The sequence below is a fragment of the Kitasatospora sp. NPDC001309 genome, assembly GCF_042896295.1.
Taxonomy (GTDB): Bacteria; Actinomycetota; Actinomycetes; order Streptomycetales; family Streptomycetaceae; genus Kitasatospora.
This window is the reverse complement of sequence record NZ_JBIAXC010000081.1, coordinates 1-24,119: the sequence shown is the minus strand read 5'-3', so window position 1 is coordinate 24,119 and position 24,119 is coordinate 1. Positions and strand designations below refer to the sequence as shown.

Genomic DNA, 24,119 nt, shown 5'->3' with positions numbered 1-24,119 from the left:
TGTTGGAGGCCCTCGCCGACCCGGCGAGGCGCAAAGTGGTGCACACCCTCGCCCACTCGGGCGCTGACCTGAGCTGCGGCTCCTTCGACCTACCCATCGGACGCTCCACCTCCAGCCACCACTTCTCCGTCCTGCGCGCGGCCGGAGTGGTACGGCAGTACTACGTCGGCACCACCAAGATGAACACCCTCCGCACCGAGGAACTCGAACAACGCTTCCCCGGCCTCCTGACCGCAGTCATCGCGGCCGCCGACACCGAAGCCCACCGCACGCCCCACCCACCAAGCCCCTAGGGACCAGCGGCTCCGCCGCCAGGCCGTCGTACGGGGCCGGGGCGTCGCCACGGGTGCGCGGGGCGTGGCGTAGGGTGGTCGACCATGACCGAGGACGACGTCCAGGGGTGGGCCGGAACGCGCCGGTGGGTCGAGGGCACGCTGGCGCCCGGTGAGCGGATCGCCGGCGTGCGGGCGCTCAAGGGCGGGTGGACCTCTCAGATGCGCCGCCTGGACATCGAATCCGTCAACAGCGACAGCAGCGACGACGGCAACCACGACAACAGCGGTAACGGCGACAACGGCCGGGACGGCAGCGGGCGTTACTCGCTGGTACTGCGTTCCTTCGTCAAGCCCTTCTACGTCCGCCACGCCCCGGGCATGCTGGAGCGCGAGGTCGACGTGCTGCGCCTGCTGGCCGCCCGCGACATCCCGGCGGCGCGGCTGCGCGCGGTGGACGCCCGGGGCGAGCACGGCGAGCACCCGTCGCTGCTGATGACCCACCTGGACGGCGGGGTGCGGGTGCAGGAGGACGGGGACGTGGCGCGGCGGGTGGAGTTGCTGGCCCGGCAGCTGGCCGCCGTGCACACCGTCGAGGTCGACGAGGAGCAGCGGCCGCGGGCCTGGCAGGCCTGGACCTCCCCCGAACGCGTGCAGGTGCCGCCCGCCACCGAGCGGCCGGAACTGTGGGAGCGCGCGGTGACGCTGATCGGCCGCCCGGCCCCCGAGCACCGAGGTGCCTTCCTGCACCGCGACTTCCACCCGGGCAACGTGCTGTTCGACGGTACGGGGGCGGAACTCGCGGTCAGCGGAGTCGTCGACTGGGTGGAGACCTCCTGGGGCCCCACCGACCTGGACGTCGCCCACTGCTCGACGGCGCTGGCCCTGCTGCACGGCGTGGAGACGGGCCTGGCCTTCGCCGACGCCTACGAGCGGGCCGGCGGCACGCTCACCGCCACCGGGGAGGACCACCTGTACTGGCGGCTGCTGGACGCGCTGGCCTTCGCGCCGGACGCGGAGAAGGTCGCCGTGCCCTGGCGCGAACTGGGCCGCACCGACCTGAGCACCCAGCTGCTGTCCGCCCGCCTGGAGGAGTACGTGGCGGCCCTGTTCGAGCGCTACGCGTAGTCGGCCCCCGCCCCGGGCACCCTCCCCCTCGACCCGGCGAGCACCGGTGGCCACCGCAAGGCCACCCGACAGCGCAGGGCAGGGCAGCCCAGGGGCGGGGCAGGGAGGAACCGGCGAATGGCAGTGGAGATCGTCTACGAGACGCACGCCACGACCACCGACAACGAAGCGGGCATCGCCACCGGCCACCTGCCCGGGCGCCTGGGCCCGCTGGGCCGGCGCCAGGCCGCCGAGCTGGGCGAGCGGCGCCGGGGCGAGGCGCTGGCGGCGGTGTTCAGCTCCGACCTGCACCGCGCGGTGGCCACCGCGCGCATCGCCTTCCCCGGCGGCCACCCGCCCCTGCACCAGGACCCCCGACTACGCGAGTGCGACTACGGCACCCTCAACGGCGCCCCGGCCGCCCTGGTCGCGGCGCTGCGCCCGTACTGCGCCGACCACCCGTACCCCGGTGGGCAGAGCCACCGCCAGGTCCTCGCCGCCACCGGGGCCTTCCTGGCCGACCTCGCCGCGGGGTTCGACGGACGGCGCGTCCTGCTGATCGCACACTCGGCCAACCGCTGGGCGCTGGACTGCCTGCTGGCCGGCGCCCGCCTGGAGGACGTCCTGCGCGAACCGCCGCCCTGGCGCCCGGGCTGGTACTACAGCCTGCCCGCGCCCTGGCCCTGGCCGCCGCCCGCCTGAACCCCGCTGCGGGACGGGGCCCGCTCCGCGGCCGGGGCCGAGACCGCGGCCGGGCCCGGGACGCCCGCCGGCGGGGTGGGTGGGCCGACGCGACGGCGGGCGCAGACGGCGGCGAGGGCGAGGGCCGCCAGGGCCGCGCCGGCCAGGGGCAGGTGGCGGGGACCGGCGACCGTGACGGTGGCGCCGGCCAGGGCGGTGCCCAGGGTGATGCCGAGGTTGGAGAAGGAGATGAACAGGCTGTTGCCGAACTCCGGTGCCCGGGCGGCGTCGCGGGCCAGCCAGCCCTGGGCGACGGCCAGTCCCCCGGAGTGGACGGCGCCCCACAGCAGGACGCCCGCGACCATCGCGGCCGGATGGGTGCCGATCGCGTAGAGCAGCGCGTACAGGCCGACGTACAGCAGCGGGTAGGCGGTGACGGTGCGGGTCAGGTCGCGTTCCAGCAGGCGCCCGAAGCCGATGCCGGTGACGGTCATGACGGCGCCGAAGGCCATCAGGGCGGCGCCGGTGAGGGAGGGGGCGAGGCCGGTGACCCTCTCCAGGTACTCGGCGAAGAAGCCGTAGCCGGCGAACATCGCCGCGAAGACCAGGGTCACGGCCGCCACCGCGAGCCACAGTCGGGCGCTGCGCAGGATGCCGAGCTGTCCGGCGGTCGAGACGTGCTGCTCCCGGGGCAGGCGGGGGAAGAGGACCAGCAGGCCGGCGGCGGCGAGCAGGTTGACCGCGGCGGCGCTCCAGAACGCGGCGGCCAGGCCGAGGTGGTCGGCGAGGTAGGCGGTCAGCGGGACCCCGAAGGCGAAGCCGGCGCTGACGCCCGCGAAGACGACGCTCACCGCCCGTCCCTCCCGGCCGGGGCGGGCCAGCCGGGTGGCGGCGGTCAGCGCCAGGGCGAAGAACACCGGGTGCACCAGGGCCGGTAGGACGCGGAAGGCGAGCATCACCGGGAAGGAGTCGGTGAGCGCGTACACGGCGTTGGACACCGCGAACAGCACCGGCACCGCCACCAGCACCGCCTTACGCGGCAGCCGGGAAGCCGCCAGGGTGGCCGGCGGCCCGGCCAGGGCCACGGTCAGCGCGAAGACGCCGACCAGCCAGCCCGCGGTGGCCGGAGCCACGTGCAGGTGCTGCGACAAGCGCGGCAGCACCCCGACCACCCCCATCTCGGTGGTGATCACTCCGAACACCCCGACCGCCAGGGCCCCCACCGCCAGCGCCGCGCGCGGACCTCGTACACCGTCCATCAACAGCCTCCCTCTCACGTCCACGGGCCGTCCACGGGCCGGATCGCCATCCGAATCCGCAACGACAAATCTAGATAGTTAGATGAATCAGGGCCGAAGAAGAGGGGCGCCCACCCAAGGGCACCCCTCATCGACGTCACAGCACCACGGCACCCCGGCACCCCCGCACCACGACCCCGGTCGAGCGGCACCCGGCCGGGCACGACCTCAGAGCTCGTCGCGCACGTACGCGGCGAAGGCCGCGATCGTCTCCTCGTCACGCCGGTAGAACGTCCACTTGCCGACCCGCTCGGACACCAACAGCCCGGCGTCACGCAGGATCTGCAGATACCCGGAGACCACCGACTGGGCCAGGCCCGAACGCTCGCGGATGTCGGTCACGCACACCCCGACGTGGAAGCCCACCCCGCGCTCGCGGTAGTACGCCTCGTCCCAGTACCGCTCGGGCGTCTTGAGCCAGCGCAGGAAATCCGCACGCGCCGGGTTGGCGAGCGCCTTGTGCACGGCCAGCGGATCCACCACGCACGCTCCTTCCCCGACCACGGACACCCTCGACACCAGGACGCATCTAATATTCTCGATACGATCAACCGTGTCAAGCCGCACCCGCCCCGCCCGGCGACCGCCGAACTCCCGCCATGCACATGCCTTCGTGCGCCGGGCGGTGCGCCCTGACCGGGGCGCCGCGCACCGCTGATCTTGGATGCGTTGCCGGTCACACGCGCGAGGAGCGGTCGAGTGCCCCAGGATGCCGAGTTCTTCATGCCCTACCCCCGCCGGTCGCACCCGGACACGCCCGCCGCCCTGGAACGCAACATCCAGTGGGCCCGGCAGTTCGGGCCGCTGCCCACCGACAGCGCCGTGGCGCTGTACGCCGCCAGCGGGGTCGCGGAGTTCGGCACGGACTTCTGCACCGAAGCCGGGGACGACGTCGACCTGCTGACCAACGGGATGGCCTTCCACTTCATCTTCGACGACTTCTTCGACACCCCGTCCGGACAGCCCGCCGACGCCGCGGTCGCCGCGGCGCTGGAGATGGCCGACCTCCTCGGCCGCCCCGCCCTGTCGCCCCGCCCGCCGACCACGCGGATCGGCGCCGCCTTCGCGCGGCTCTGGGCGGACATGACCGAGGGGCGGTCGGCCGAGTGGAGCCGCCGTGCGGCCAGGAGCTGGCTGGACTACCTGTACGCGAACCTCACCGAGGAGGCCAACCGGCGCACCGGCGAAGTCCCCACCGTCGACGAACACTTGGAGGTACGGCGACACTCGATCGCGGTGCGGCCGACCCTCCATCTGCTGGAGGCGGCCGGTCGTTTCGAGGTGCCGTCGCTGGCCTGGCACAGCGGGCGGCTCACCACCGCCCGCCGGCACACCCGTCGATCACGTGGTCCTCGTCAACGAGGTCACGGGCCTGGAGAAGGACGAGGCCCGGGGCGAACCCAACCTCGTCCAGCTCGTCATGGCGGAACAGGGCCGCTCCCGTGACTCGGCGATCCGCTACGTCATCGCGACGGCCGACGAGCACCTGCGGGCGTTCCTGGACCTGCACCAGGGCACAGCGGGGTTCTGCGACCGGCTGGGCCTGTCCGGCGGCGGTCGTGAAGCGGTGCACCACCACGTCGACAACCTCCGCGACATGATCGCCGGGAACTACTACGTCCACACCTCCGTAGGGCGGTACGGCCCGGCCGCCTCCGCCCGCATCGGGCCCGACGCACCAGGCCTGCTCGGCCAGGACGGCATCACGCCCTCGTAGCGGCCCCCACCCGAGCCGGAGCACCTGGCGGGAGGGTGTCCGCTCCTCGGTCACCCCGCGTCGGGCGCGGGGTGCGGGCAGTAGGATCGACGGCGTTGTCTGTCGTACACCGCTGGTAGGAGGCTTTTCATGGCTCAGGTCACGCTCAAGGGGAACCCGGTCGAGATCGGCGGCGCACTGCCCGCCGCCGGCAGCCAGGCCCCCGCGTTCACGCTGGTCGGCGAGGGCCTCGCGGACACCTCGCTCCAGGACTTCGCCGGCCGCCGCAAGGTCCTCAACATCTTCCCCAGCATCGACACCCCCACCTGCGCCACCTCCGTGCGCACCTTCAACGCCAAGGCCGGCTCGCTCGACAACACCGTCGTGCTCTGTATCTCCGCCGACCTCCCCTTCGCCCAGGCCCGCTTCTGCGGCGCCGAAGGCCTCGACAACGTCAAGACCCTCTCCACCCTGCGCGGACGCGACTTCCACGACACCTACGGCGTCGCCATCAACAACGGCCCCCTCGCCGCCCTCACCGCCCGCGCCGTCGTCGTCCTCGACGAGAACGACACCGTCCTGCACACCGAACTCGTCGCCGAGATCGCCGACGAGCCGAACTACGAGGCCGCCCTCACCGCCCTCAGCTAAACCCCGCACACCCCACGCACCACGGGCCCGCCCCGCACCGCCACCCACAGCGGCACGAGGCGGGCCCTGCCTGTTCCCGCAGGCAGGGCCCGTACCGGTGGCGCCGCGGGGGGCAGTTCGCGGGCCACCGGGGTCTGGTGTCGATCGGTCAGATGCGGTTGTGGGCCTCGGTGAGGCAGTGGCGCATGATCTGTTCGATCTCGTCGAAGGTGTTCTGGTCGGCGGTCAGGGGCGGGACGAACTGGACGACCGGGTCGCCGCGGTCGTCGGCGCGGCAGTAGAGGCCGTTGTCGAAGAGGGCCTTGGAGAGGTAGCCGTAGAGGACGCGTTCGCACTGCTCGTCGGTGAAGGTGGTCTTGTCCGCCTTGTCGGTGACGAGTTCGACGCCGTAGAAGTAGCCGTTGCCGCGGACGTCGCCGACGATGGGCAGGTCGCGGAGCTTGTCGAGGGTCTTGAGGAATTTGCCCCCGTTGGCGAGGACGTGCTGGTTGAGGCCTTCGCGTTCGAAGATGTCGAGGTTGGCGAGGGCGACGGCGGCGGAGACGGGGTGGCCGCCGAAGGTGTAGCCGTGGGGGAAGACGGAGTCGCCGGTGTAGAAGGGTTCGGCGATGCGGTCGGAGATGATGGTGGCGCCGATGGGGGCGTAGCCGGAGGACATGCCCTTGGCGCAGGTGATCATGTCGGGGATGTAGCCGAACTTGTCGGCGCCGAACATGGTGCCGAGGCGGCCGAAGGCGCAGATGACCTCGTCGGAGACCAGCAGCACGTCGTGGCGGTCGCAGATCTCGCGCAGGCGTTGGAAGTAGCCGGGGGGCGGGGTGAAGCAGCCGCCGGCGTTCTGGACGGGTTCGACGAAGACGGCGGCGACGGTGTCGGCGCCCTCCTGGAGGATGGCGGTCTCGATCTGGTCATCTCGACGGTCCGGCCGCGCCGGGCGCTGGTTCCCCCGGGTCGAGTGCACGGCGCCGTCACCCGCCGCCGGGTTCCGGCTGCGCCTGCGGCCCGCCCCGACCGGCGGCGGCGGGGTGGTGCTGCGGATCGCGGACGGCCCCGACGTCCGCAACGCCCCGACCGTCAAGGGGCCGGACCTCCCGGCCCTGCTCGCGCTCCGGGCGGCTGCCGAACGGGACGGCGCGGACGAGGCGCTGCTGGTGACCGCCGGTGGCCTGGTGCTGGAAGGCGCGGTCACCGGAGTGCTCTGGTGGCGCGGGGACGCGCTGTGCGCGCCGGCACCCGAACTGCCGGTGCTGCCCAGCATCACCCGGCGGCTGATCATGCGCCTCGCCGCGCAGCGCGACGTCGAGGTGCGCTACGAGGCCTGCCGGCCCGAGGAGTTGGACGGGCTGGAGGTCTGGACGGTGAACGCCCTGCACGGGATCCGCCCGGTCACCGGCTGGCTCGACCGGCGCCTGACGGCGGCCGCGCCCGTCCGGGCCGCGCACTGGCAGGCGGCGCTGCTGCGCACGGCCGTGCCCCTGGAACGACGGGCCCGAACACGGTGACCGGTACGGGAACGACGCCCCGCAGACCGACGCCGCGCCCCCGCACGACGACGACAACACGACAACACGACGAGGAGGCCCGTCGATGACCCTGAACCGAGACTTCATCGGCCGAACCCGCACAGCACCGGAGGTCTACGAGGTGAGCCGGGAGAAGATCCGCGAGTTCGCCCTGGCGACCGGCGACCCCGACCCGGCCCACCTGGACCCGGCGGCCGCCCGGGCGCTCGGCCACCCGGACGTGATCGCGCCGCCCGCCTTCGCCACCGTCGTCTGGTTCCGGCTCGGCGGCTGGCCGCTCTTCGAACCCGGGTTCGGCAAGCAGAAGCAGCCGGTGATGGTCCTCGGCGGACAGCGCGTCACCCACCACCGGCCGATCCGGGCCGGTGACCGCCTGGTCCACACCACCACGGTGGCCGACATCTCCGACGCCGGGCCGCACGAGCGCTTCACCTGCGTGCACCGGATCACCACAGTGGACGGGGAGCCGGTCAGCACGGTCACCGACACGGCGCTGTCCCGGGGCACCGCGGAGGCCGGGCGATGACCGACACCACCTCCGTCCGCCCCCGCGTCGGCACCCGGCTGCCCACCCGCACCTTCGTGATCTCGCGCGCGGACCTGATGCGCTACTGCGGCGCCACCGCCGACTTCACCGCGATCCACTGGAACGAGCGCGTCGCCCGGGCCGTCGGCCTCCCCGACGTCATCGCCCACGGCACCCTCACCGTCTCCCGGGCCCTGCACGTGGTCACCGACTGGCTCGGCGACCCGGGCGCCCTGGTGGAGTACGAGGTGGAGCGCTTCGCCCGCCCGCTCGCCGTCCCCGACGACGACACCGGCGCGACGCTCCAGGTCGACGGCGAGGTCACCGAGGTCGGGGACGGCCGGGCGGTGCTCCGGCTGACCATCGGCTCGGGCGGGCAGACCGTCGTGTCCGGCCTCCGGGTCGTCGTCCGTCTGCCGTCGTGACGCCGGACGGCGCCCCCGGCACGTCCGGCGCGTCCGGTCCGCCGCTGGTCCTGCCGGACGAGTGCGAACGGTTGCGCACCCGGCTGGCCGCCGTCGCCCGCGGCGAGGGCTTCCTGCTCCTCGGCAGCGACCCCGGCGGCCTGCCCGCAGGCACCCGGACCGCGGGCACCCTGCCCCCGGACACCCAGGCCGCGGGCTCCGTCGACGCCTCGGCGCAGCAGCTCGGACACCGGCTGGCCGCCCTCTCCCAGATGGCCGTCCTGCTGACCTACGCGCTGTCCGTACCGGTGGTCCGGATCGGGCCCGCGCCCGAGCGGGGGTGCGAAGCCGCCGCCGCGAACCTGGCGCGGGCGTTCATCGCGAACACCGGCGTCCACCAGCTGCACGCCCGGAACCGGGAGTTCGCGGCCCGCTCCCCCGCCGGCGCACACCACCGCGAGCTGACCCGCCGGATCGACTCCACCCTGGCCTTCATGCGGGCCTGCGGGATCGACCCGGCCGGGTCCAGGAGCACACGTTAGGCGAGTTCTACACCGGCCGTCCCCACCCGGGCAGCGCGACCGACCGGGAGGCCCCGGCAGCGGCACCGACCTGGACCGAGCCGTGTACCGGCCGGTCCTACGACGCCTCCGCGTACCTGGTCCGGATCGGACGCCGCGGGCGCCGACCGGACGCCGTCGAGGTCGGGTTCACCGCCCGGGTCCGGAACCCGGTCGCGGTCGGGCTCGGCCCCGGCAGCACGGCGGACGAGGTCCTGGCCCTGGTCGAGCGGCTGAACCCGCACGGGGAGCCGGGCCGGCTGGCCTTCCTCGCCCGGCTGGGCTCGGCGCGGGTCCGGGACGTCCTGCCGGACCTGGTGGGCAAGGCCGCCGCCTCCGGTGTGCCGGTGGTCTGGGTCTGCGACCCACGGCCCCTCGCCCACCACCCCGACCCCTTCGACGAGGTCGTCGCGGAGGTCAGGGCGTTCTTCGAGGTCCACCGCGAACTCGGCACCCACCCCGGCGGCCTCCACCTGGAGCTGACCGGCGAGGACCCCCGCCATGACCGGAACCGTCTGCTCGACCTGGCCTTCCTGGTCGCCGAACTCCACGGCTACCGCTGACCGGGCGCCGGTGCGGCCGCTCCCGGACCGTCCGCACCGGCGTGCCACGTGCAGCCCTCCAGCCGCGCAGCCGTCCAGCCGGTCCGGGAGCGAACGGAAGTTGAGGAACTGATGAGAAAACCGGCCGACGGGCCCGGGCGCCGATAGCGTGGCCGGATGGATCACGACCAGCACCAGCTCCACGCCTCGTCCTTCGGCGCCGCGGCGGCGGCCTACGCCGAGCACCGCCCGGACTACGCGCACGCCGCGGTGCGTTGGGCCCTCGACGCCGCGCCCGGGCCCCGGGTGCTCGACCTCGGGGCCGGGACCGGCAAGTTGACCGCCACCCTGCTCGACCTGGGGGCCGAGGTCATCGCGGTCGAGCCGGATCCGGCGATGCTGACCGAGCTGCGCCGCTCGCTGCCGACCGTCCGGGCGCTGTCGGGGAGCGCGGAGTCCGTTCCGCTGCCGGACGCCTCGGTGGACGTGGTGCTGGCCGGGAACGCGATGCACTGGTTCGACATGGCGGTCGCGGGCCCGGAGATCGCCCGGGTCCTACGGTCCGGCGGCGTCCTGGCGGGCCTGTGGAACCTGCTGGACGACCGGGTCGAGTGGGTCGCCGAGCTGGCCCGGGTGAGCGGGGCGGCGGCGATCGGGCCGCGTGACACGCCCGCCGCCTGGCGGACCGAGACGGCCGGCGCCCACCTGCCGAAGAGCACCGGCGCGGTGCGCTTCGGCGAGGCGCGGCAGGAGCTCTTCCCGCACGGCCAGGCGCGCACCGCCGATTCGCTGGTGGCGACCCTGGCCACCCGCGCGGGGATGCTGGTGATGCCGGAGGACCGGCGGGAGGCCGCGCTCGCCCGGATCCGCGCGTTCCTGGCGAGCCGGCCGGAGACCGCGGACGGCGGCTTCACCCTGCCGATGCTGACCGGCGTCCTGCGCACCCGCCGACTGTGACCGCCCCGGACGGCGACGGCCGTCCTGAGCCCTTCCGCCTCCGGTCGGCGCCCCGGCGCTACGCGCGCGCCTCCGGCGGGAGCGCCGCGGCGATGCAGTCGAGGACCCGCTCCAGCCCGATCCGGAACTGCTCGTCCCGGCCGAGCCTGGGCCCCCGCGCCTCCAGGGCGATCCGGCCGAAGATCGGGTACTCCCCGCTCTCCAGCAGCTGCCGGACGTACGGGTAGCTGCGTGCCTGCCATTCCTCCTCGCTGACGCCGCTGCGCCGGACCTCCTCGGTCCAGCTGACCTCGTCGCGGGCGGCCCCCTCCACGTAGCCGTTGAGGACGGCCATCAGGCCGAGGTTCTCGTCGATCGGGACGTGGGCGTCCAGCACGCCCATCACCCCTTCGATCAGGCGCAGTTGCCGGGGGCCGAAGCCGGGCAGCGCGCGGTGCACGGTGGCGATCCAGGGGTGGCGCAGCCACATGGCGCGCAGGCCGTGGGCGTAGCGGGTGAGGTCGCCCCGCCAGTCGCCGGAGGGCATGCCCTCGACGTCGATCTCCCCCATCAGCCGGTCGGCCATCAGCTGGATCAGCTCGTCGCGGCCGGGGACGTACCGGTAGAGCGACATCGCGCCGGCGCCGATCTCGGCGGCGATCCGGCGCATGGTGGCGGCCTCCAGGCCCTCGGCGTCGGCGATCCGGACGGCGGCCTCGGTGATCTGCGCCCGACTGTAGGCGGGCTTCGGCCCGCGGGCGGGGCGCTCGGGCCGCATCCAGATGTTCACGTACTCGGCGTCGGTCACCGTCGGCCCCTCTTCTTGCGTACACGGTACCCAGTAATCTAGCGTGGCCGCCATGACCGCGTACAACGTACTCAGTCGAGGGGTGGAGTGATGGCGACCGGCACGGGCGGGCCGACCACGATCAGCGAGGCCGACCGCGACACCGCGGTCCGCCGGCTCCAGGAGGCCTACGCGGAGGGGCAGTTCGGCTTCGAGGAGCTGGAGCAGCGACTGCAGCGGGCGCTCACCGCGACGACACCGGACGGCCTCGCCGAGGCCCTCGACGGACTGCCGGAGCCCCTCGCCCGACCGGCCACCCGGTCCGAGGCCACCCTCACGGGCGACGCCCTCGGCGGCCGGATCCGGCGGCGCGGCGCCTGGCGCGTCCCGCGCGTCCTCACCGTGGCCTCGGCGCTCGGGCGGGTGCGACTGGACCTCTCCCGGGCGGTCATCGAGCACCCGGTGGTCGACATCCAACTGCTGCTCGGCACCGGCGGGGCGAGCATCACCGTGCCCCGGGACGCGGTGGTCGACCTCACGGCCCTCCACGCCGGCCTCAAGCAGCCGCGCTACCGGCCCCGCCGGGCCGTCCGCCCGGGCGGTCCGGTCATCCGGATCTCCGGGGGGACGGGGCTGGGCCGCCTGCGGATCCGCCACTCCCTCCGGTGAGACCCTGCCGACGGCACCCCCTCGGGACGCCCCGGTTCAGCCCCCGGCCGTGCGGACCGCCTCGATGAAGCCGCTGGTCCGACCGGCGCCCTCGGGCAGCGGACGGCCGTAGGCCTCCCCGACCTCGGCGAGGGAGGTGGTCCGGGCCTGCCAGCCGTGGTCGTTCAGCCACTGGTCGGTGTCGGGGCCGAGCCCGCCCTGCCAGAGCTCGGTGACGTGGGCCAGCGCCGGATCCTCCGGGCTGCGGGAGACGTCCCGGCCGCGCTCCATCAGCAGCCGGCTGCCCGGTGCGGAGAGCGAGCCGACGGCCGTGAGCAGTCCCGCCGCCTGCTCGGGGCTCAGGTACACCAGCAGGCCCTCGGCCAGCCAGGCGGTGGGCAGTTGCGGGTCGAAGCCGGCCGCGACCAGGCGGCGCGGCCACCCCGGGTCGAGGAGGTCGCCCGGCAGCACCTCGCGCCGGCAGGTCGGCACGGCGTCGGCCGCGTCGAGCACCTGCTCCTTGAACTCCAGCACCGGCGGCAGGTCCAGCTCCCACAGCCGGGTGCCGCCCGGCCAGTCCAACCGGTAGGCCCGGGCGTCCAGCCCGGCCGCCAGCAGCACCACCTGCTCGACCCCGGCGGCCTGCAGCCGGTCGTCGTAGTAGCGGGTCCGCAGCACGATGTGCACGGCGAGCGCCGCCGCGAGGCCCTCGCGCCGCGCCCGCTCGGGGAGTTCGGCGGGCAACCCGGCCGCCTCGGCGAACCGGGCCGCGTACGGGTCGGTGAACAGCGGCTCGGGCCGGGTGCTCTCGTGTGCCCGCACCAGCACCACGGGCAGGGCGGTGCGGGAGACCGGGCTCATCGCATCAGGCGTCGGCGTCATGCCCGCCAATCTACCGCCGCCTACAAGTCCGGTCCGGGCAGGGGAGATTCCTCGCGCACTCCGCCGTTCCCTGGCATGATCCGGGCTGTGACCGGGGGAGCGTCGACGGCGAACGCCGGGGCGACCGGGGAGGACTCGACGGGGGTGGCGATGAACGGGTACACCGTGCCGGCGCTGGACGGCGGCGATGCCTGAGGACGCCGTCCCCGTCCGGGACGAGCGCCCGAACCCGGACGGCTGGAAGGTGCCGCCGTCCCTCGGCGACAGGCTCCGGCCCGTCGCCCGGATCGTGCTCGCCCTGGTCGGCCTCGCCCTCGTCGTCGCGGGCTTCGTCCGGTTCACCGCCGACTTCGAGGACGTGCGCCGCTACCACCACACCCCGCTCTGCACCGCGCCCGCGCAGCCGTCCGACGACTGCGCGACGCGGGAGAGCGGCCGGGTGACCGGGAAGCACCTGGATCCGGGCTCCGACTCGGATCCCTACACGCTGACGGTGGCCCGCGAGACGGCGCCGGCCGCCGAGTACGGCGTCGGCAAGGCGTTCTACGACGACGTCACCGCCGGCACCACCGTGGACGTGACGGTCCTGCACGGCGAGGTGATCGAGATCGGCTACCACGGTCACCGCTCGCAGACGGAGACCTACCCGTGGGCGGACGCCGCCGTGCTCAGCCTGCTGATCGCCGCCGGGACGGCCCTGGTGCTCACCCAGGGGTGGCCGCTGGACGACGGGGTCGTGCCGTTCGTCCTGGCCGTCACCGTCGTGGCGAACGTGCTCGCCACGCTCCTCGGCTCCATCGCGCTGCTCACCCTCCAGTGGCCCCTGGTCGTCACCCTGATCGTCGCCGCGCTGTGCTGGATCGCCGCGACCGCCCTCTTCCGCGGCATCCTCAACGAATTCTCCTGATTGTCAGGTCCTCAACAAGGGAAGGAGCCTCCCCACACCCGCCGCCCACCGGGAGGAACTCCGTGCCGATCAGGACCAGAAGAAGAAGGAGCAGGACCGCGCCCGCCCTGCTCACCGCCGCCCTCGCCGTCGCACTCCTCGGTGCCTCCCCCGCCTGGAGCGCGCCGGAACCCGGCGCGTCCGGCGCCCCCGCCGCGCCCGGCGCAGCCGCCGCACCGGGCACCGACCGGCCCCCGCACCAGGTCGAGGCCTTCGACGAGGACGGGACCATCGCCCACGCCACGGCACCCGCCGCCTCCCCCTACCTGGCCACGCCGCCCGCCGGCCTCACCGCCCCGGGCGCCGACGGCGACGGCGAGGTCACCGCCCTGGTCCGCAACGGCGACCCGGCCACCAAGCTGGACGTGGTGGTGGTCGGCGACGGCTACACCGCCCAGGAGCAGCAGAAGTTCCGCACCGACGCCGCCGAGAAGTGGCGCGAGATCACCGCCGTCGAGCCGTACGCCACCTACCGGCAACTGTTCAACGTCTGGGCCGTGTCCGCCGTCTCACCGGAGTCCGGCGTCACCGGCGATCCCGACCGGGCCACCGTCCGGCACACCGCGCTCGGCTCCTACTTCTGGTGCGACGGCGTGGAACGGCTGCTCTGCGTGGACGACAAGGCCGTCGACCGCTACGCCGCCAAGGCCCCGCAGGCGGACCTGGTGATCGTCGTGGCCAACACCGCCAAGTACGGCGGCGCGGGCTACAACGACATCAAGTCCCCGCTCGGCTACGAGGGCATCGCCACCGTCGCGGGCGGCAACGCCAAGTCCGGGCAGATCGCCGTGCACGAGACCGGCCACTCGCTGGGCAAGCTCGCCGACGAGTACGCCTACGACGGCCAGGGGACGTACCAGGGCGCGGAACCGCCCGAGGCCAACATCAGCACCCTGACCGCCGACCGGATGCGCGACCAGGGCACCAAGTGGGCCCGCTGGCTCGGCCAGGCCTCGCCCGACGGCGGGACGGTCGGCAGCTTCGAGGGCGGCGGCTACTACCCGACGGGACTCTACCGGCCGACGGAGAACTCGATCATGCGCTCGCTCGGCCGCGAGTTCAACCTGCCCGGACGGGAGGCGATGATCGCCGGCTTCTACCGCCACGCCACCCCGCTGACCAGCCCGACCCCCACCGGCAGTTGGCTCACCGCCACCGACCGGCTGACCGTCGACCTGCCCGTCCCCGGCACCCAGCTGCACTGGTACCTCGACGGACGCGAACAGCCCCGGCTGCGCGGACGCACCGCCCTCGACCTCGACGCACTGCACCTGACCGGCCCGCGCTCACGCCCGCACCTGCTCACCGCCGTGGCGACCGACCCGACCCCGGCCGTCGCGGACCCGGCCCTGCGGAAGGAGCTGACCGGCAGTCTGTCCTGGCTGGTGACCAGGTAGTCGACCGTCAGGATGCCGCCCCCGCCCCCGCCCCCGGCCCCGACCCCGGCAGCCGACCGACGCCCGGGCCGGGGGCGGGACCAGGGGCGGGATCGGGGTCGGGGCCGGGCCACCGGCAGCACCGGTTCAACCGGCCGTCCCACGGCGCTCCGGACGCTCCGGTCGCTCCGGGGGTCGGCGGCGCAGCGGCGCCAGTTCGCGCTCCAAGGTCCGTACGTCCCGGGCGATGCGGGTCGCGAGCTCCTTCGGCCCGGTGTCGCCGGGCAGCCTGCGCGTCCAGGAGCGGGCCTTGGCCGGACCATCCTGGACCATGTGGAAGGTGAGGCCCACCACCGCGCCGACATCGGCCAGGCTCACCAGGATCCGGGTGTCCGCGAGGTCGATGGTGACCTCGTTGCCGATGCAGGAACAGGCCACCAGGCCCTCGATCTCCTCCTCCGCCAGGTACCTGGCCAGCGGAACCGCCCTCCCCCGGACCAGAAACGGACGCGTCACCGAAGCCACGGGACCCGCCTCCTCTCGCCGCTCGCGTACCGCCGCGGCCGGGCGCGAGCGCGCCACAACAGACCGGGCCCCGCCCATGCTCCACCACGCCGCAGCAAAGCGCCAACTCCGTGTCTCACCAGTTGAATTGAGCGCATGCACCCGACCGGCGCACCGGCGCACACCCAGGCGCACCGGGCGGTGCACCGGGTGTCCGAGCAGGCCTCGGCCCCCGGGCCGGGGCACGGCAGGGCACCGCCGTTCCCCGACGGAACCGAGTACCCGTACTCAGTTCCGCGCCGCCCCTCCTCGGGCAGGCTGTCCGCATGCCTCCGACCGACCGAGCCACCACCGTCATCGCCCGGCTCCGCCGCCTCCGCCGCCCGGAACAACCGCCGGTCGGCCGCGACCTCACCATCGGCGTGCTGCTCTTCCTCGCCCTCGGAGTCTTCTTCCTGGTCCGGTTGTTCTCCCTCGGCATGCACGCCTGGGCCGGGCAGGTCACCGACGGCACGGCCGACCGGACGGCCGATGCCCAACTCGGCTTCACCTGGCACCTGATGGGCGCCACGTTCGGCTTCGCGGCCCTCGCTGCCCTGCTGCGGGCGCGCTGGACGGCGGCGGTCCTGGTGCTGGCCGCGCTGGTGCTGTCGACGTCCGCCGCGCAACAGCAGCACGCGCGGGATCGCGGTCACCCCGCGCCGCCGACCCCGCTGCCCACCTGGTACACCCCCTGCTACAGCGGCAGCGGGCGGTGCAACTGACAGGCCCGGGGCTCCGGGGCGGACCAGCCCGCCACCTGCACGGCTCCTGACCGGGCGGCCCGGCCGCCGCCGGGGCATCATGACGGAGTAGTCGCGACCACTCACCGAGCGTGACGGCCCGGGGCGGCTCTCCTCCGGGCACCGGGCATCCGGGGCGGTTCTCGGGGCACCAGGCATCCGTGAGCAGTCGTCCGGCCGACGAAGGAGGACCGTCATGACCGATCCGGCGAAGCCGACCCCCACCTCGTCCGCGCACCAGCAGCCCCCGGCGGGGGTGATCGCCACCGACGTACCCGCCCGGCTGGACCGGCTGCCGTGGTCCCGCTGGCACTGGCGGATCGTGATCGGCCTGGGCACGGTGTGGATCCTGGACGGCCTGGAGGTGACGATCGTCGGCAACATGGCCGGCCGACTCGCCCAGGACGGCAGCGGCATCGCCATCACCACCGCCCAGGTGACCACCGTCGCCGCCGCCGTCTACGTGGCGGGCGCCTGCACCGGCGCCCTCTTCTTCGGCTGGCTGACCGACCGGCTGGGCCGCAAGAAGCTGTTCATGCTCACCCTCGCCGTCTACCTGGCCGCCACCGCCGTCACCTCGCTCTCCTGGACGGCCTGGTTCTTCTTCCTCTGCCGCTTCTTCACCGGCTTCGGGATCGGCGGCGAGTACGCGGCCATCAACTCGGCGATCGACGAACTGATCCCGGCCCGGGTCCGCGGCCGGGTCGACCTGGTCATCAACGGCAGCTTCTGGATCGGCGCCGCGCTCGGCGCCTTCGCCTCCATCGCCCTGCTCAACACCTCGCTGTTCGCCACCGACCTCGGCTGGCGGCTCGCCTTCGGCATCGGCGTGGTGCTGGGCCTGGTGATCCTGCTGGTGCGCCGGCACGTGCCGGAGAGCCCGCGCTGGCTGTTCACCCACGGGCGGGCGCCGGAGGCCGAGCAGGTCGTCGCGGAGGCCGAGCGGAGCATCGAGGAGGAGACCGGGCAGCCGCTGCCGGCGGTCACCGGGGAGCCGATCCTGATCCGCGAGCGGGAGCCGCTCGGCTTCGTCGCCATCGCCCGCACCGTGGTGCGCCGCTACCCCCGCCGCACCGTCCTCGGGCTGGCGCTCTTCATCGGCCAGGCCTTCCTCTACAACGCGGTGACCTTCGGTTACGCCACCATCCTGACCACCTACTTCGCGGTGCCGGAGGGCGACACCGGCTACTACTTCGCGGTGATCGCGGTCGGCAACTTCCTCGGCCCGCTGCTGCTCGGCCACCTCTTCGACTCCGTCGGCCGCAAGCCCATGATCGCCGGTACCTACCTCGGCTCCGGCGTCCTGCTGTTCGGCACCGCCGCGCTCTTCCAGCAGGGCTCGCTCTCCGCCGCCACCATGACGGCCTGCTGGACGGCCGTGCTCTTCCTCGCCTCGGCGGGGGCCAGCGCGGCCTATCTGACGGTCAGCGAGATCTTCCCGCTGGAGACCCGGGCCATGTCCATCGCCTTCTTCTACGCCGTCGGCACGGCGGTCGGCGGCATCAGCGGCCCGCTGCTCTTCAACGGCCTGGTCAGCAGCGGGAAGGTCGCCGACACCACGCTCGCCTTCTGCATCGGCGCCGCCCTGATGACGGCCGCCGGCCTCGTCGAGGCCGCCATCGGGGTGAAGGCCGAGCGGCGCAGCCTGGAGTCGCTGGCCGCGCCGCTCAGCGCCGTCGGTCCTTCCGGCGGCGGTTCCTGACCTGGCCTCGCCCCCGGCACCGTTGAACCGGGGTGCTGCCACGGATCCCGGACCCCTCGCGCCGTCCCTTCCATGTCCCTCCCCCGTCCCCGGATGACCGGTCGCCGTGTCCCAATCCGCAGGTCAGCGCCCTGGGACGGGCAGCGGCGTCCCCTGTCAGCGTCCCAGCGGGCCGAACGGGCTCGCGCCTGGTGCAGAGTCCTCCCTGTCGGCTCCGGGGTGGACCGACGGATCACGGGGCGAGCCGCGCGACAGCGGCCGGCGGCCCGGCTACGGAGGACTGCGATGAACATCATGAAGAAGGCCGCTCTCGCGGCGGCCGCGACCCTGCTCCTCGCCACGGGTGGCATCGCCACCGCCGGCACCGCGTCGGCGTCGACCCAGATCAGCTGCGCCGGCCGTGAGTACGAGCAGGCCGGCGCGCCGTACAAGTCCTCCGAGTCGGACAAGCACTTCGGCTTCTACAACGGCTACACCGAGACCCCGTCCCCGAACTCCTTCAGCTGGGCCACGGTCGAGGCGCAGTGCCTGCTCAACACGATCGGCAACAACCTGGTCGTGGACGGCTACTACGGGCCGAAGACGCAGGACGCCGTTCGTGACGTCCAGAGCAAGCAGAGCCTGAGCCAGGACGGCTTCGTCGGCCCCGAGACCTGGCCCGCCCTGCGCTTCGTCGCCTGGTGATCCCACCCCAGGTCCCGGCGGCCCAGCACCCGGGCCGCCGTCGGGGCGCCTCCGGCCGGTCGGGAGCCGCGCGAGTCCGCCCGAAGTTCCGTGCACGCCAGCTGTTTCCAGGGAGTTCGTCATGAGCAAGTTCCGGCGCCGGATGGCCGCCCTCACCGCATCCGCCGCCATCGCCCTGGGAGGCGTGGTGGCCCTGGCCCCGCAGGCGTCCGCGGACGTGTACTGCAGCTATATCTCGGACAGCGCCAGGCCCTACGTGTCCCCGAACCAGAACAGTGACGCGGTGAAGCAGGCCCAGTGCCTGATCCTGTTCGAGAGCGGCTTCGGGATGAACAACGCGGTGCAGGTGGACGGCCAGTACGGCCAGCAGACCTACGCCGGCGTGATCTGGGTCCAGCACTGCAACGGGCTGTCGGAGGACGGCATCGTCGGCCCCAAGACCTGGGAGAAGCTCTACAACCCGAACTACGCGTGCCAGCGGTTCGACAACTGACCGTTCCGGGCAGCACCGACGGCCGGCGCGGGAACCGCCCGGCCCACCCACCACTTGAAGGAAAGACTCATGAAGGCAGTAGGCAAGCGCGCCGTCCGTACCACCGCGATGCTCGGCGCGGCGGTGGCAGCCGTCGCGGGACTGACCGCGACGCCGGCCCAGGCGGAGTACGGCTACTGGCAGTCCTGCATGCAGCAGGTCGGCAGCTACCACTACCTGGGCTGGGACCTCCCGAGCGTGACGCTCCGCATGGGCTCGAGCGGCGTCTGCGTCAAGGAGCTGCAGTCCGATCTCCTCCAGCTGGGCGTCGTCCCGAGCCAGGACGTCCCCAACTTCGTGGACGGCTCCTTCGGCGGCAAGACGTACAACGCGGTGGTGGCCTACCAGACGAAGTTCTCCGACGCCAACGGTGTGGACGGCGTGGTCGGACGGGACACCTGGCACGGCCTGATCGCCCGTACCGAGTTCGAGTAGGCCTCCTGGACGGCGCGGGCGGCCACTGACCCTTGCGCCGAACACTGCGGCGCAGCCCCCCGGTGAAGGGGGGCTGCGCCGCTCAGTGCTGTCGGTCCTTCGGGGGATTCCTAGCGCAGCACCCCGCGCACGGCCTCGGGGTCGCTGGGGGCGAGCGGGGCGGCCGGTGCGGTGGTGAGGGCCTTCGCGGTGGCGGGCGGCGGGGTCACGTACACGGGGGCCGGGTCGGCCTCGGGGGCGCAGGTCCTGGCGATCCGCCCCTTGCCCTGGGGCAGGCTGCCGTCGCGCAGGTAGGCGGTGAAGGTGTCGTCCAGGCAGGCGTTGTCGTGGAAGAGGATCTCGTGGAAGCTGCCGCCGTTCTGGACGACGAGCTTGGAGCCGGGCAGCGCGTCGTGCATGGCGAGGCCGCCCTGGTAGGGGGTGGCGGCGTCCTCGGTGGCCTGGAAGAGCAGGACGGGGGGCAGGCCCTTGCCGGTGATCTTCAAGCGGCCGGCCGGGTTGCCCTGGTAGGGCCAGAACATGCAGGCGGCGTTGTACCACATGTTGTTGTAGGCGTAGAAGGGCGCGCGGGCGTCGACCTTCGCCTGGTCCTTCTTCCAGTACTCCCAGTCGCGGGGCCAGGCGTTCTCGGTGCACTGGGCGGCGTTGTAGGCGGGGAAGGCGCCGTCGTCGGCGCCGGGGGCCGCGTACTTGTTGTAGGCGATGTTCAGCGGCCGGGTGTCGTGCTGGGTGAGGTAGCCGGACAGCACGGTGGCCATCCGGGGCCAGCGCAGGAAGTTGTAGCCGCCGCCGTAGAAGGTGTCCTCGAACTCGGCGGGGCCGATCTTCCCGGGTGCCGGGGCTGCGTCGACCGGGTCCTTGCGCAGGGCGTCCTCGACCTGGTGGTAGGCCTGGGCCACGGCGGCGGGGTCGGTGCCCAGGTGGTAGGTCGAGTCGGCCTTGGCGGTCCAGGCGGTGAAGGCGTCGAAGCGGCGCTGGTGCTCCTCGTCCTGGAGGACGTTGTGGTCGTACCAGCTGATGGTCGGGCCGACGATGCTGTCCAGCACCATCCGGCGCACGTGGGAGGGGAACAGCTGGCCGTAGGTGGAGCCGAGCGAGGTGCCCCAGGAGCCGCCGTAGTAGTTGATCTTCGGTGCGCCGAGGGCCCGTCGGATGCTGTCCAGGTCGCGGGCGTTGTCGACGGTGGTCATGTGCGGCAGCAGCCAGGACCAGTCGGCCGCGCAGTCGGCGGCGTAGCCCGCCGCCTTCTTGAGCCAGGCCTTCGAAGTGCCCTGGCCCAGCTGGTAGTCGGGGCGCTCGGCGTCGAAGTAGTGGGCGTCGCAGATGACGTGGGGGTCGCTGCCGTTGGTGCCGCGCGGGTCGAAGCCGATCCAGTCGTAGGTGGCGGCGACGTCCGCCGGGATCTTCCCGGCGATGTAGGCGGGCATCCACAGCCCTGAGTCGCCGGGGCCGCCGGGGTTGAGCAGGATCGGGCCCTGCTGCTTGTCCTTGGGCGCGGTGGCGGGCAGCCGGTTGAGCTTGATCCTGATCCTGCGCCCGTGCGGGTCGGCGTAGTCCACCGGCACCTCCAGCATCGCGCACTGGAGGGCCGGGGTGGCCGGGTCGTTGCAGGAGCTCCAGGCGAGCGCGCCCTGACCGGTGTCGACCAGGTCGGGGCCGTCCGGTTCGGCGGCGGAGGCGGGGCCGACGAGTCCGCCGAAGGTGGCGAGGGCCGCGGCGGCCGAGAGCAGGGCGATGGCTTTTCTCATGGAGAGCATGATGTGACATGTGCAATGGCACATCCAGGGAACGGGCTGGACTTTGCCAAGCTTTGACCGGGAGTCGGCGGCCGGATCGTGCGCCTTTCTGCCCTACACTGCCGCATGGCCCGATTCGTCCTGACCCGCCGTTCCCCACTGCCGCCCGCCGAGTGCTGGGCCCGGCTGACCGCCTGGCACCGGCACGGCGACCGGGTGCCGTTCACCCGGGTGAGCGTGGTGCGGGGCGGCGGGCAGCAGGTGGGGGACGTGGTCCTGGCCAGGACGACCCTGGGGCCGCTGCGCCTCGACGACCCGATGGAGCTGGTCGAGCTGGCCGCGCCCGAGCGGTGCCGGCTCGCGAAGCGCGGCCGGGTGGTGCGCGGCGGCGCCGAACTGCGGGTCCGCGCGGTGGGCGCGGGCAGCGAGGCGGTGTGGGCCGAGGAGCTGCGGATCACCGGGCTGCCCCGGCTGTTCGACCCGGCGGTGGCGCTCGCCGGGCGGCTGGTGTTCGGCCGGGTGCTGGACCACCTGCTGGCCACGGACCCGGCCGAGGACCGGGCCGAGGACCCGGCCGGGGACTGAGCTCCGTTACGGCCGGCGGGTGCGCCAGCCCAGGTACTGCTCGCGCACGTAGTGCCGCTGGTCGCCCTCGACCGTGACCTGGTCGTACGTCACCAGCTCCTCCGCCGCCCGCAGGGCGATCGCCAGCGCCAGCCCGTCCCCGTCCCGCAGGAAGACCCGGTCGGCCAGCGCGGCGCGCCGCAGCAGGTACTCGCGCCGGCCGCGCTGCCGGGGCCGCCGGACCTCGGGCGGCAGGGCGTCCGCCTCCTGGTCGATGCCCGGCGCGTCGGCGTAGGCCCGCTCCGCCCCGGGCGCCCCCTCCGCGGGCGCGGCCCACACCCGCAGCGGCGGCAGCTTCGGGAGGCCCCGCACCCGGAGCACCTCGTTGGCGAACCCCGCCTCCTCGACAGGCAGTCCGCGCTCCCCGAAGACCGCGAACAGCTCGGCCATGGCCCGCGGCGGAACGCCCGAGGGGGCGTCCTCCCGGGTGACCAGGACCTTGCCGAGGAGCGGTCCCGCGAACCGGCCCGGCGGATCGGCGAGCCCCAGCCGCAGGGTGAGGCAGCGCCTGCCGATCTCCTCGTCCTCGTCGAACTCCATCGCCAGACCGCGGAGTTCCGCCCAGGCGAAGCGGCGCGGCAGCAGGTACCGGACGAGGGTGACGCCCTGCTCGTCGGCCCTCAGCCAGAAGGCGTACGGCGTGGCGAAAAGCGCGGCCGCGGCGACCAGGGCCGCGACCAGGAAGGCCCCGAAGGCGTCGACCGCGCCCGTGACGGCCAGGGCGACGCCCGTGACGACCATCAGCGTGAAGCCGACACCGGAACGCTCGCTCCGCATCTGCATGGACGACAACCGCACCGTGCGCATCCCGCGCCCCCTCCCCCGTGGCCCCGCCCCCCGTGGCCGCCACCACCGTCCCGTCCCGGCCCGCTCCGGGCAAGCTCCGGCGCGCAGCTGTGACAGCCCCGTGACGCCCCGGCCCTCCCCCGGGCCCGCGCCGCCGTCCGTGCCGCCGCCCGCCTCACCGTCCGCGCAGCCGCCGCACCAGGTTGCGGGCGGCCTCCGGCCAGTCCGGGTAGGCGAAGGCGAAGCCCGCCTCCAGCAGTCGGGCGGGCACCACCCGGCGGCTCTTCAACAGCAGTTCGCTCTCCGAGCGCAGTGCGAAGGCGCCGAGTTCGGCCATCCAGCGGGTCGCCGGGAGCGCCAGCGGCATGCCCCAGCCCGCGCGCAGCTCGCGCATGAACTCGCGCTGGGGCAGCGGGTTCGGGGCAGCGAGGTTGACCGGGCCGCTGAGCTCCTGCCGGGCGATCAGGAACTCGACGGCACGGACGAAGTCCTGCTCGTGGATCCACGACACGTACTGGGCGCCACCCGCGATCGGCCCGCCGACACCGAGCCGGGCCAGCCACGACAGCGAGTCGAAGGCGCCCCCGCGCTCGGGGCCGAGGACGACGGCGGTGCGCAGCGCGAGGCGCCGGGTGTGCGGGGTGTCGGCGTCGGTCTGGGCCTCCTCCCAGGCCCGGGCGATCTCGACGCTGTACCGCCAGGAGGCGGGGGCGTCGGGCTCGGTGCCGCCGATCCGGCCGTCCAGTTCGCCGTTGGGCGCGTCGTGCCGGTGGGCGTAGACGGTGGCGGTGCTCATCTGCAGCCAGACGGCGGGCGGCCTGCGGGCGGCGGCGATCGCCCGGCCGACGGCCCGGGCGGAGTCCACCCGGGAGTCCATCATGGCCCGCTGGTTCTCCTGCGTGTAGCGGCAGTTGACGCTGCGCCCGGCCAGGTTGACGACCACGTCGCTGCCGTCCAGCTCGGCTGCCCAGGCACCCTGGGTCCGTCCGTCCCAGCCGACCTGCCGGGGCCCGGCGGGGCGGCGGGTGAGCACCGTGACCTGGTGCCCGGCGGCCGTCAGGCTGCGGTCGAGCAGGGTCCCGAGCGCGCCGCAGCCGCCGGGGATGACGATCTTCATGAGTTCCCCCTCATCTTCACCCCGAGCGTAGCGCGCATATTGAACACGTTCAATTCGACGGGAGCGGCGGTTCGCCCGCCGCCGCACCCCTCGACGACGAAGCGCCCGAACTCCGCGGTACTGCGCGGAGTTCGGGCGCGGGGGACAGCCGGCTCGCCTTCGGAACTACTCGTCTAGCGGGGGGCGACCTTGGTGTTGGGCTGGGTCTTCTGGTTGTAGATCTCCTTGCCGTCCGCGTTGAAGGCGTGGACGTAGGCGTCCGGGGGGAAGGCCTTCGGGTCGGGACCGGCGGTGACGGCGGCCGCGTGGACGAACGCGCCGTCCGCCATGACGGCCGGGTACTGCGTCGGGTCGTCGCCGTAGCTGATGGTCACCTTGGCGA

At 73.7% G+C, this 24,119-nt stretch carries 29 protein-coding genes and 2 pseudogenes; 21 read left to right on the top strand and 10 right to left on the bottom strand.

What is annotated here, in order from left to right:
* Positions 1-2: 2 nt before the first annotated feature.
* From ACFY2K_RS42160 to ACFY2K_RS42150, 3 genes are all read left to right on the top strand, one after another.
* Positions 3-293, top strand: a complete 291-nt coding sequence (locus tag ACFY2K_RS42160) for an ArsR/SmtB family transcription factor (protein ID WP_387718154.1) — start codon at positions 3-5, stop codon at positions 291-293.
* A gap of 84 nt (positions 294-377) precedes the next feature.
* Positions 378-1,400 carry a phosphotransferase family protein gene (locus ACFY2K_RS42155; RefSeq protein ID WP_387718151.1) on the top strand — a complete coding sequence of 341 codons (1,023 nt, stop codon included), beginning with the start codon at positions 378-380 and terminating at the stop codon, positions 1,398-1,400.
* A gap of 117 nt (positions 1,401-1,517) precedes the next feature.
* On the top strand, positions 1,518-2,081 hold the full coding sequence (locus ACFY2K_RS42150) for a histidine phosphatase family protein (RefSeq protein WP_380641800.1): 564 nt from the start codon (positions 1,518-1,520) through the stop codon (positions 2,079-2,081).
* Here ACFY2K_RS42150 and ACFY2K_RS42145 read toward each other — a convergent pair.
* Positions 2,039-3,319: an MFS transporter gene (locus tag ACFY2K_RS42145; protein ID WP_387718148.1), complete on the bottom strand. Its 1,281-nt coding sequence runs from the start codon at positions 3,317-3,319 to the stop codon at positions 2,039-2,041. The genes ACFY2K_RS42150 and ACFY2K_RS42145 overlap by 43 nt on opposite strands.
* 207 nt (positions 3,320-3,526) lie before the next feature.
* Positions 3,527-3,841 carry an ArsR/SmtB family transcription factor gene (locus ACFY2K_RS42140; RefSeq protein ID WP_380532272.1) on the bottom strand — a complete coding sequence of 105 codons (315 nt, stop codon included), beginning with the start codon at positions 3,839-3,841 and terminating at the stop codon, positions 3,527-3,529.
* Positions 3,842-4,057: 216 nt separating this feature from the next.
* Between ACFY2K_RS42140 and ACFY2K_RS42135 the strand changes: the two genes are divergently transcribed.
* The 3 genes from ACFY2K_RS42135 (at position 4,058) to tpx (ending at position 5,705) form a co-directional block, all read left to right on the top strand.
* On the top strand, positions 4,058-4,804 hold the full coding sequence (locus tag ACFY2K_RS42135) for a terpene synthase family protein (RefSeq protein ID WP_387718145.1): 747 nt from the start codon (positions 4,058-4,060) through the stop codon (positions 4,802-4,804).
* A complete protein-coding gene (locus ACFY2K_RS42130; protein WP_387718142.1) occupies positions 4,704-5,075 on the top strand; it encodes a hypothetical protein in 372 nt (123 codons plus the stop codon). The genes ACFY2K_RS42135 and ACFY2K_RS42130 overlap by 101 nt, the downstream gene beginning before the upstream one ends.
* 129 nt (positions 5,076-5,204) lie before the next feature.
* Entirely contained in the window at positions 5,205-5,705 is a 501-nt protein-coding gene (gene tpx / locus ACFY2K_RS42125; RefSeq protein ID WP_387718140.1) for a thiol peroxidase, read from the top strand.
* A gap of 148 nt (positions 5,706-5,853) precedes the next feature.
* Here the strand turns inward: tpx and ACFY2K_RS42120 are convergent.
* Positions 5,854-6,618: pseudogene (locus ACFY2K_RS42120) on the bottom strand (aminotransferase class III-fold pyridoxal phosphate-dependent enzyme); the annotation flags it as partial.
* Here ACFY2K_RS42120 and ACFY2K_RS42115 point away from each other — a divergent pair.
* The 6 genes from ACFY2K_RS42115 (at position 6,596) to ACFY2K_RS42090 (ending at position 10,217) form a co-directional block, all read left to right on the top strand.
* Positions 6,596-7,207: an aminotransferase class IV gene (locus tag ACFY2K_RS42115; RefSeq protein ID WP_387718137.1), complete on the top strand. Its 612-nt coding sequence runs from the start codon at positions 6,596-6,598 to the stop codon at positions 7,205-7,207. The pseudogene ACFY2K_RS42120 and the gene ACFY2K_RS42115 sit on opposite strands and share 23 nt — an antisense overlap.
* 85 nt (positions 7,208-7,292) lie before the next feature.
* Entirely contained in the window at positions 7,293-7,754 is a 462-nt protein-coding gene (locus tag ACFY2K_RS42110; RefSeq protein ID WP_387718134.1) for a MaoC family dehydratase N-terminal domain-containing protein, read from the top strand.
* Entirely contained in the window at positions 7,751-8,179 is a 429-nt protein-coding gene (locus tag ACFY2K_RS42105; RefSeq protein ID WP_387718131.1) for a MaoC/PaaZ C-terminal domain-containing protein, read from the top strand. Before ACFY2K_RS42110 ends, ACFY2K_RS42105 begins: the two co-directional genes overlap by 4 nt.
* Positions 8,176-8,700 carry a hypothetical protein gene (locus tag ACFY2K_RS42100; RefSeq protein ID WP_387718128.1) on the top strand — a complete coding sequence of 175 codons (525 nt, stop codon included), beginning with the start codon at positions 8,176-8,178 and terminating at the stop codon, positions 8,698-8,700. Before ACFY2K_RS42105 ends, ACFY2K_RS42100 begins: the two co-directional genes overlap by 4 nt.
* A complete protein-coding gene (locus ACFY2K_RS42095) occupies positions 8,661-9,281 on the top strand; it encodes a 3-deoxy-7-phosphoheptulonate synthase (protein WP_387718157.1) in 621 nt (206 codons plus the stop codon). The genes ACFY2K_RS42100 and ACFY2K_RS42095 overlap by 40 nt, the downstream gene beginning before the upstream one ends.
* Positions 9,282-9,437: 156 nt before the next feature.
* Positions 9,438-10,217 carry a class I SAM-dependent methyltransferase gene (locus ACFY2K_RS42090; protein WP_380594440.1) on the top strand — a complete coding sequence of 260 codons (780 nt, stop codon included), beginning with the start codon at positions 9,438-9,440 and terminating at the stop codon, positions 10,215-10,217.
* Positions 10,218-10,275: 58 nt separating this feature from the next.
* Here the strand turns inward: ACFY2K_RS42090 and ACFY2K_RS42085 are convergent, their stop codons facing one another.
* On the bottom strand, positions 10,276-11,004 hold the full coding sequence (locus tag ACFY2K_RS42085; RefSeq protein WP_380531615.1) for a TetR/AcrR family transcriptional regulator: 729 nt from the start codon (positions 11,002-11,004) through the stop codon (positions 10,276-10,278).
* Between the two features lie 90 nt (positions 11,005-11,094).
* Between ACFY2K_RS42085 and ACFY2K_RS42080 the strand changes: the two genes are divergently transcribed.
* A complete protein-coding gene (locus tag ACFY2K_RS42080; protein ID WP_387718124.1) occupies positions 11,095-11,652 on the top strand; it encodes a DUF1707 domain-containing protein in 558 nt (185 codons plus the stop codon).
* Between the two features lie 36 nt (positions 11,653-11,688).
* Here ACFY2K_RS42080 and ACFY2K_RS42075 read toward each other — a convergent pair whose 3' ends face one another.
* Complete coding sequence (locus ACFY2K_RS42075; protein WP_380531609.1) at positions 11,689-12,513, bottom strand: SAM-dependent methyltransferase; 825 nt, start codon at positions 12,511-12,513, stop codon at positions 11,689-11,691.
* A gap of 187 nt (positions 12,514-12,700) precedes the next feature.
* Here ACFY2K_RS42075 and ACFY2K_RS42070 point away from each other — a divergent pair, with 187 nt between their 5' ends.
* Positions 12,701-13,420, top strand: coding sequence for a hypothetical protein (locus ACFY2K_RS42070; RefSeq protein ID WP_387718121.1), 720 nt, complete (start codon positions 12,701-12,703; stop codon positions 13,418-13,420).
* A gap of 62 nt (positions 13,421-13,482) precedes the next feature.
* Positions 13,483-14,856 (top strand): M64 family metallopeptidase, encoded by a 1,374-nt coding sequence (locus tag ACFY2K_RS42065; RefSeq protein WP_380594434.1) that lies wholly within the window; start codon positions 13,483-13,485, stop codon positions 14,854-14,856.
* 126 nt (positions 14,857-14,982) lie between these two features.
* Here the strand turns inward: ACFY2K_RS42065 and ACFY2K_RS42060 are convergent, their stop codons facing one another.
* Positions 14,983-15,351, bottom strand: coding sequence for a hypothetical protein (locus ACFY2K_RS42060; RefSeq protein WP_380531600.1), 369 nt, complete (start codon positions 15,349-15,351; stop codon positions 14,983-14,985).
* 314 nt (positions 15,352-15,665) lie between these two features.
* Here ACFY2K_RS42060 and ACFY2K_RS42055 point away from each other — a divergent pair, with 314 nt between their 5' ends.
* The 5 genes from ACFY2K_RS42055 to ACFY2K_RS42035 all read left to right on the top strand — a co-directional run bounded on the left by ACFY2K_RS42055 (position 15,666) and on the right by ACFY2K_RS42035 (position 19,474).
* Positions 15,666-16,103, top strand: a complete 438-nt coding sequence (locus ACFY2K_RS42055) for a DUF6234 family protein (RefSeq protein WP_387718117.1) — start codon at positions 15,666-15,668, stop codon at positions 16,101-16,103.
* A 214-nt stretch (positions 16,104-16,317) separates the two neighbouring features.
* The gene (locus ACFY2K_RS42050) at positions 16,318-17,823 is read left to right on the top strand and encodes an MFS transporter (RefSeq protein WP_380531594.1); all 1,506 of its coding nucleotides are present in this window, start codon (positions 16,318-16,320) and stop codon (positions 17,821-17,823) included.
* Positions 17,824-18,108: 285 nt separating this feature from the next.
* Positions 18,109-18,507, top strand: coding sequence for a peptidoglycan-binding protein (locus ACFY2K_RS42045; RefSeq protein WP_387718114.1), 399 nt, complete (start codon positions 18,109-18,111; stop codon positions 18,505-18,507).
* Between the two features lie 121 nt (positions 18,508-18,628).
* On the top strand, positions 18,629-19,000 hold the full coding sequence (locus ACFY2K_RS42040) for a peptidoglycan-binding protein (protein ID WP_380531589.1): 372 nt from the start codon (positions 18,629-18,631) through the stop codon (positions 18,998-19,000).
* Between the two features lie 69 nt (positions 19,001-19,069).
* The gene (locus tag ACFY2K_RS42035) at positions 19,070-19,474 is read left to right on the top strand and encodes a peptidoglycan-binding protein (protein ID WP_380531586.1); all 405 of its coding nucleotides are present in this window, start codon (positions 19,070-19,072) and stop codon (positions 19,472-19,474) included.
* 110 nt (positions 19,475-19,584) lie between these two features.
* Here ACFY2K_RS42035 and ACFY2K_RS42030 read toward each other — a convergent pair whose 3' ends face one another.
* Positions 19,585-21,222, bottom strand: a complete 1,638-nt coding sequence (locus ACFY2K_RS42030; RefSeq protein ID WP_387718111.1) for an alpha/beta hydrolase — start codon at positions 21,220-21,222, stop codon at positions 19,585-19,587.
* 114 nt (positions 21,223-21,336) lie between these two features.
* Here ACFY2K_RS42030 and ACFY2K_RS42025 point away from each other — a divergent pair, with 114 nt between their 5' ends.
* Positions 21,337-21,795 carry an SRPBCC family protein gene (locus ACFY2K_RS42025; protein ID WP_380531581.1) on the top strand — a complete coding sequence of 153 codons (459 nt, stop codon included), beginning with the start codon at positions 21,337-21,339 and terminating at the stop codon, positions 21,793-21,795.
* A 6-nt stretch (positions 21,796-21,801) separates the two neighbouring features.
* Here ACFY2K_RS42025 and ACFY2K_RS42020 read toward each other — a convergent pair whose 3' ends face one another.
* The 3 genes and pseudogenes from ACFY2K_RS42020 to ACFY2K_RS42010 form a co-directional block, all read right to left on the bottom strand.
* The gene (locus tag ACFY2K_RS42020; protein ID WP_380531578.1) at positions 21,802-22,617 is read right to left on the bottom strand and encodes a hypothetical protein; all 816 of its coding nucleotides are present in this window, start codon (positions 22,615-22,617) and stop codon (positions 21,802-21,804) included.
* A 178-nt stretch (positions 22,618-22,795) separates the two neighbouring features.
* On the bottom strand, positions 22,796-23,737 hold the full coding sequence (locus ACFY2K_RS42015) for a TIGR01777 family oxidoreductase (RefSeq protein WP_387718106.1): 942 nt from the start codon (positions 23,735-23,737) through the stop codon (positions 22,796-22,798).
* Positions 23,738-23,910: 173 nt separating this feature from the next.
* Positions 23,911-24,119, bottom strand: a pseudogene (locus ACFY2K_RS42010) (hypothetical protein); the annotation flags it as partial.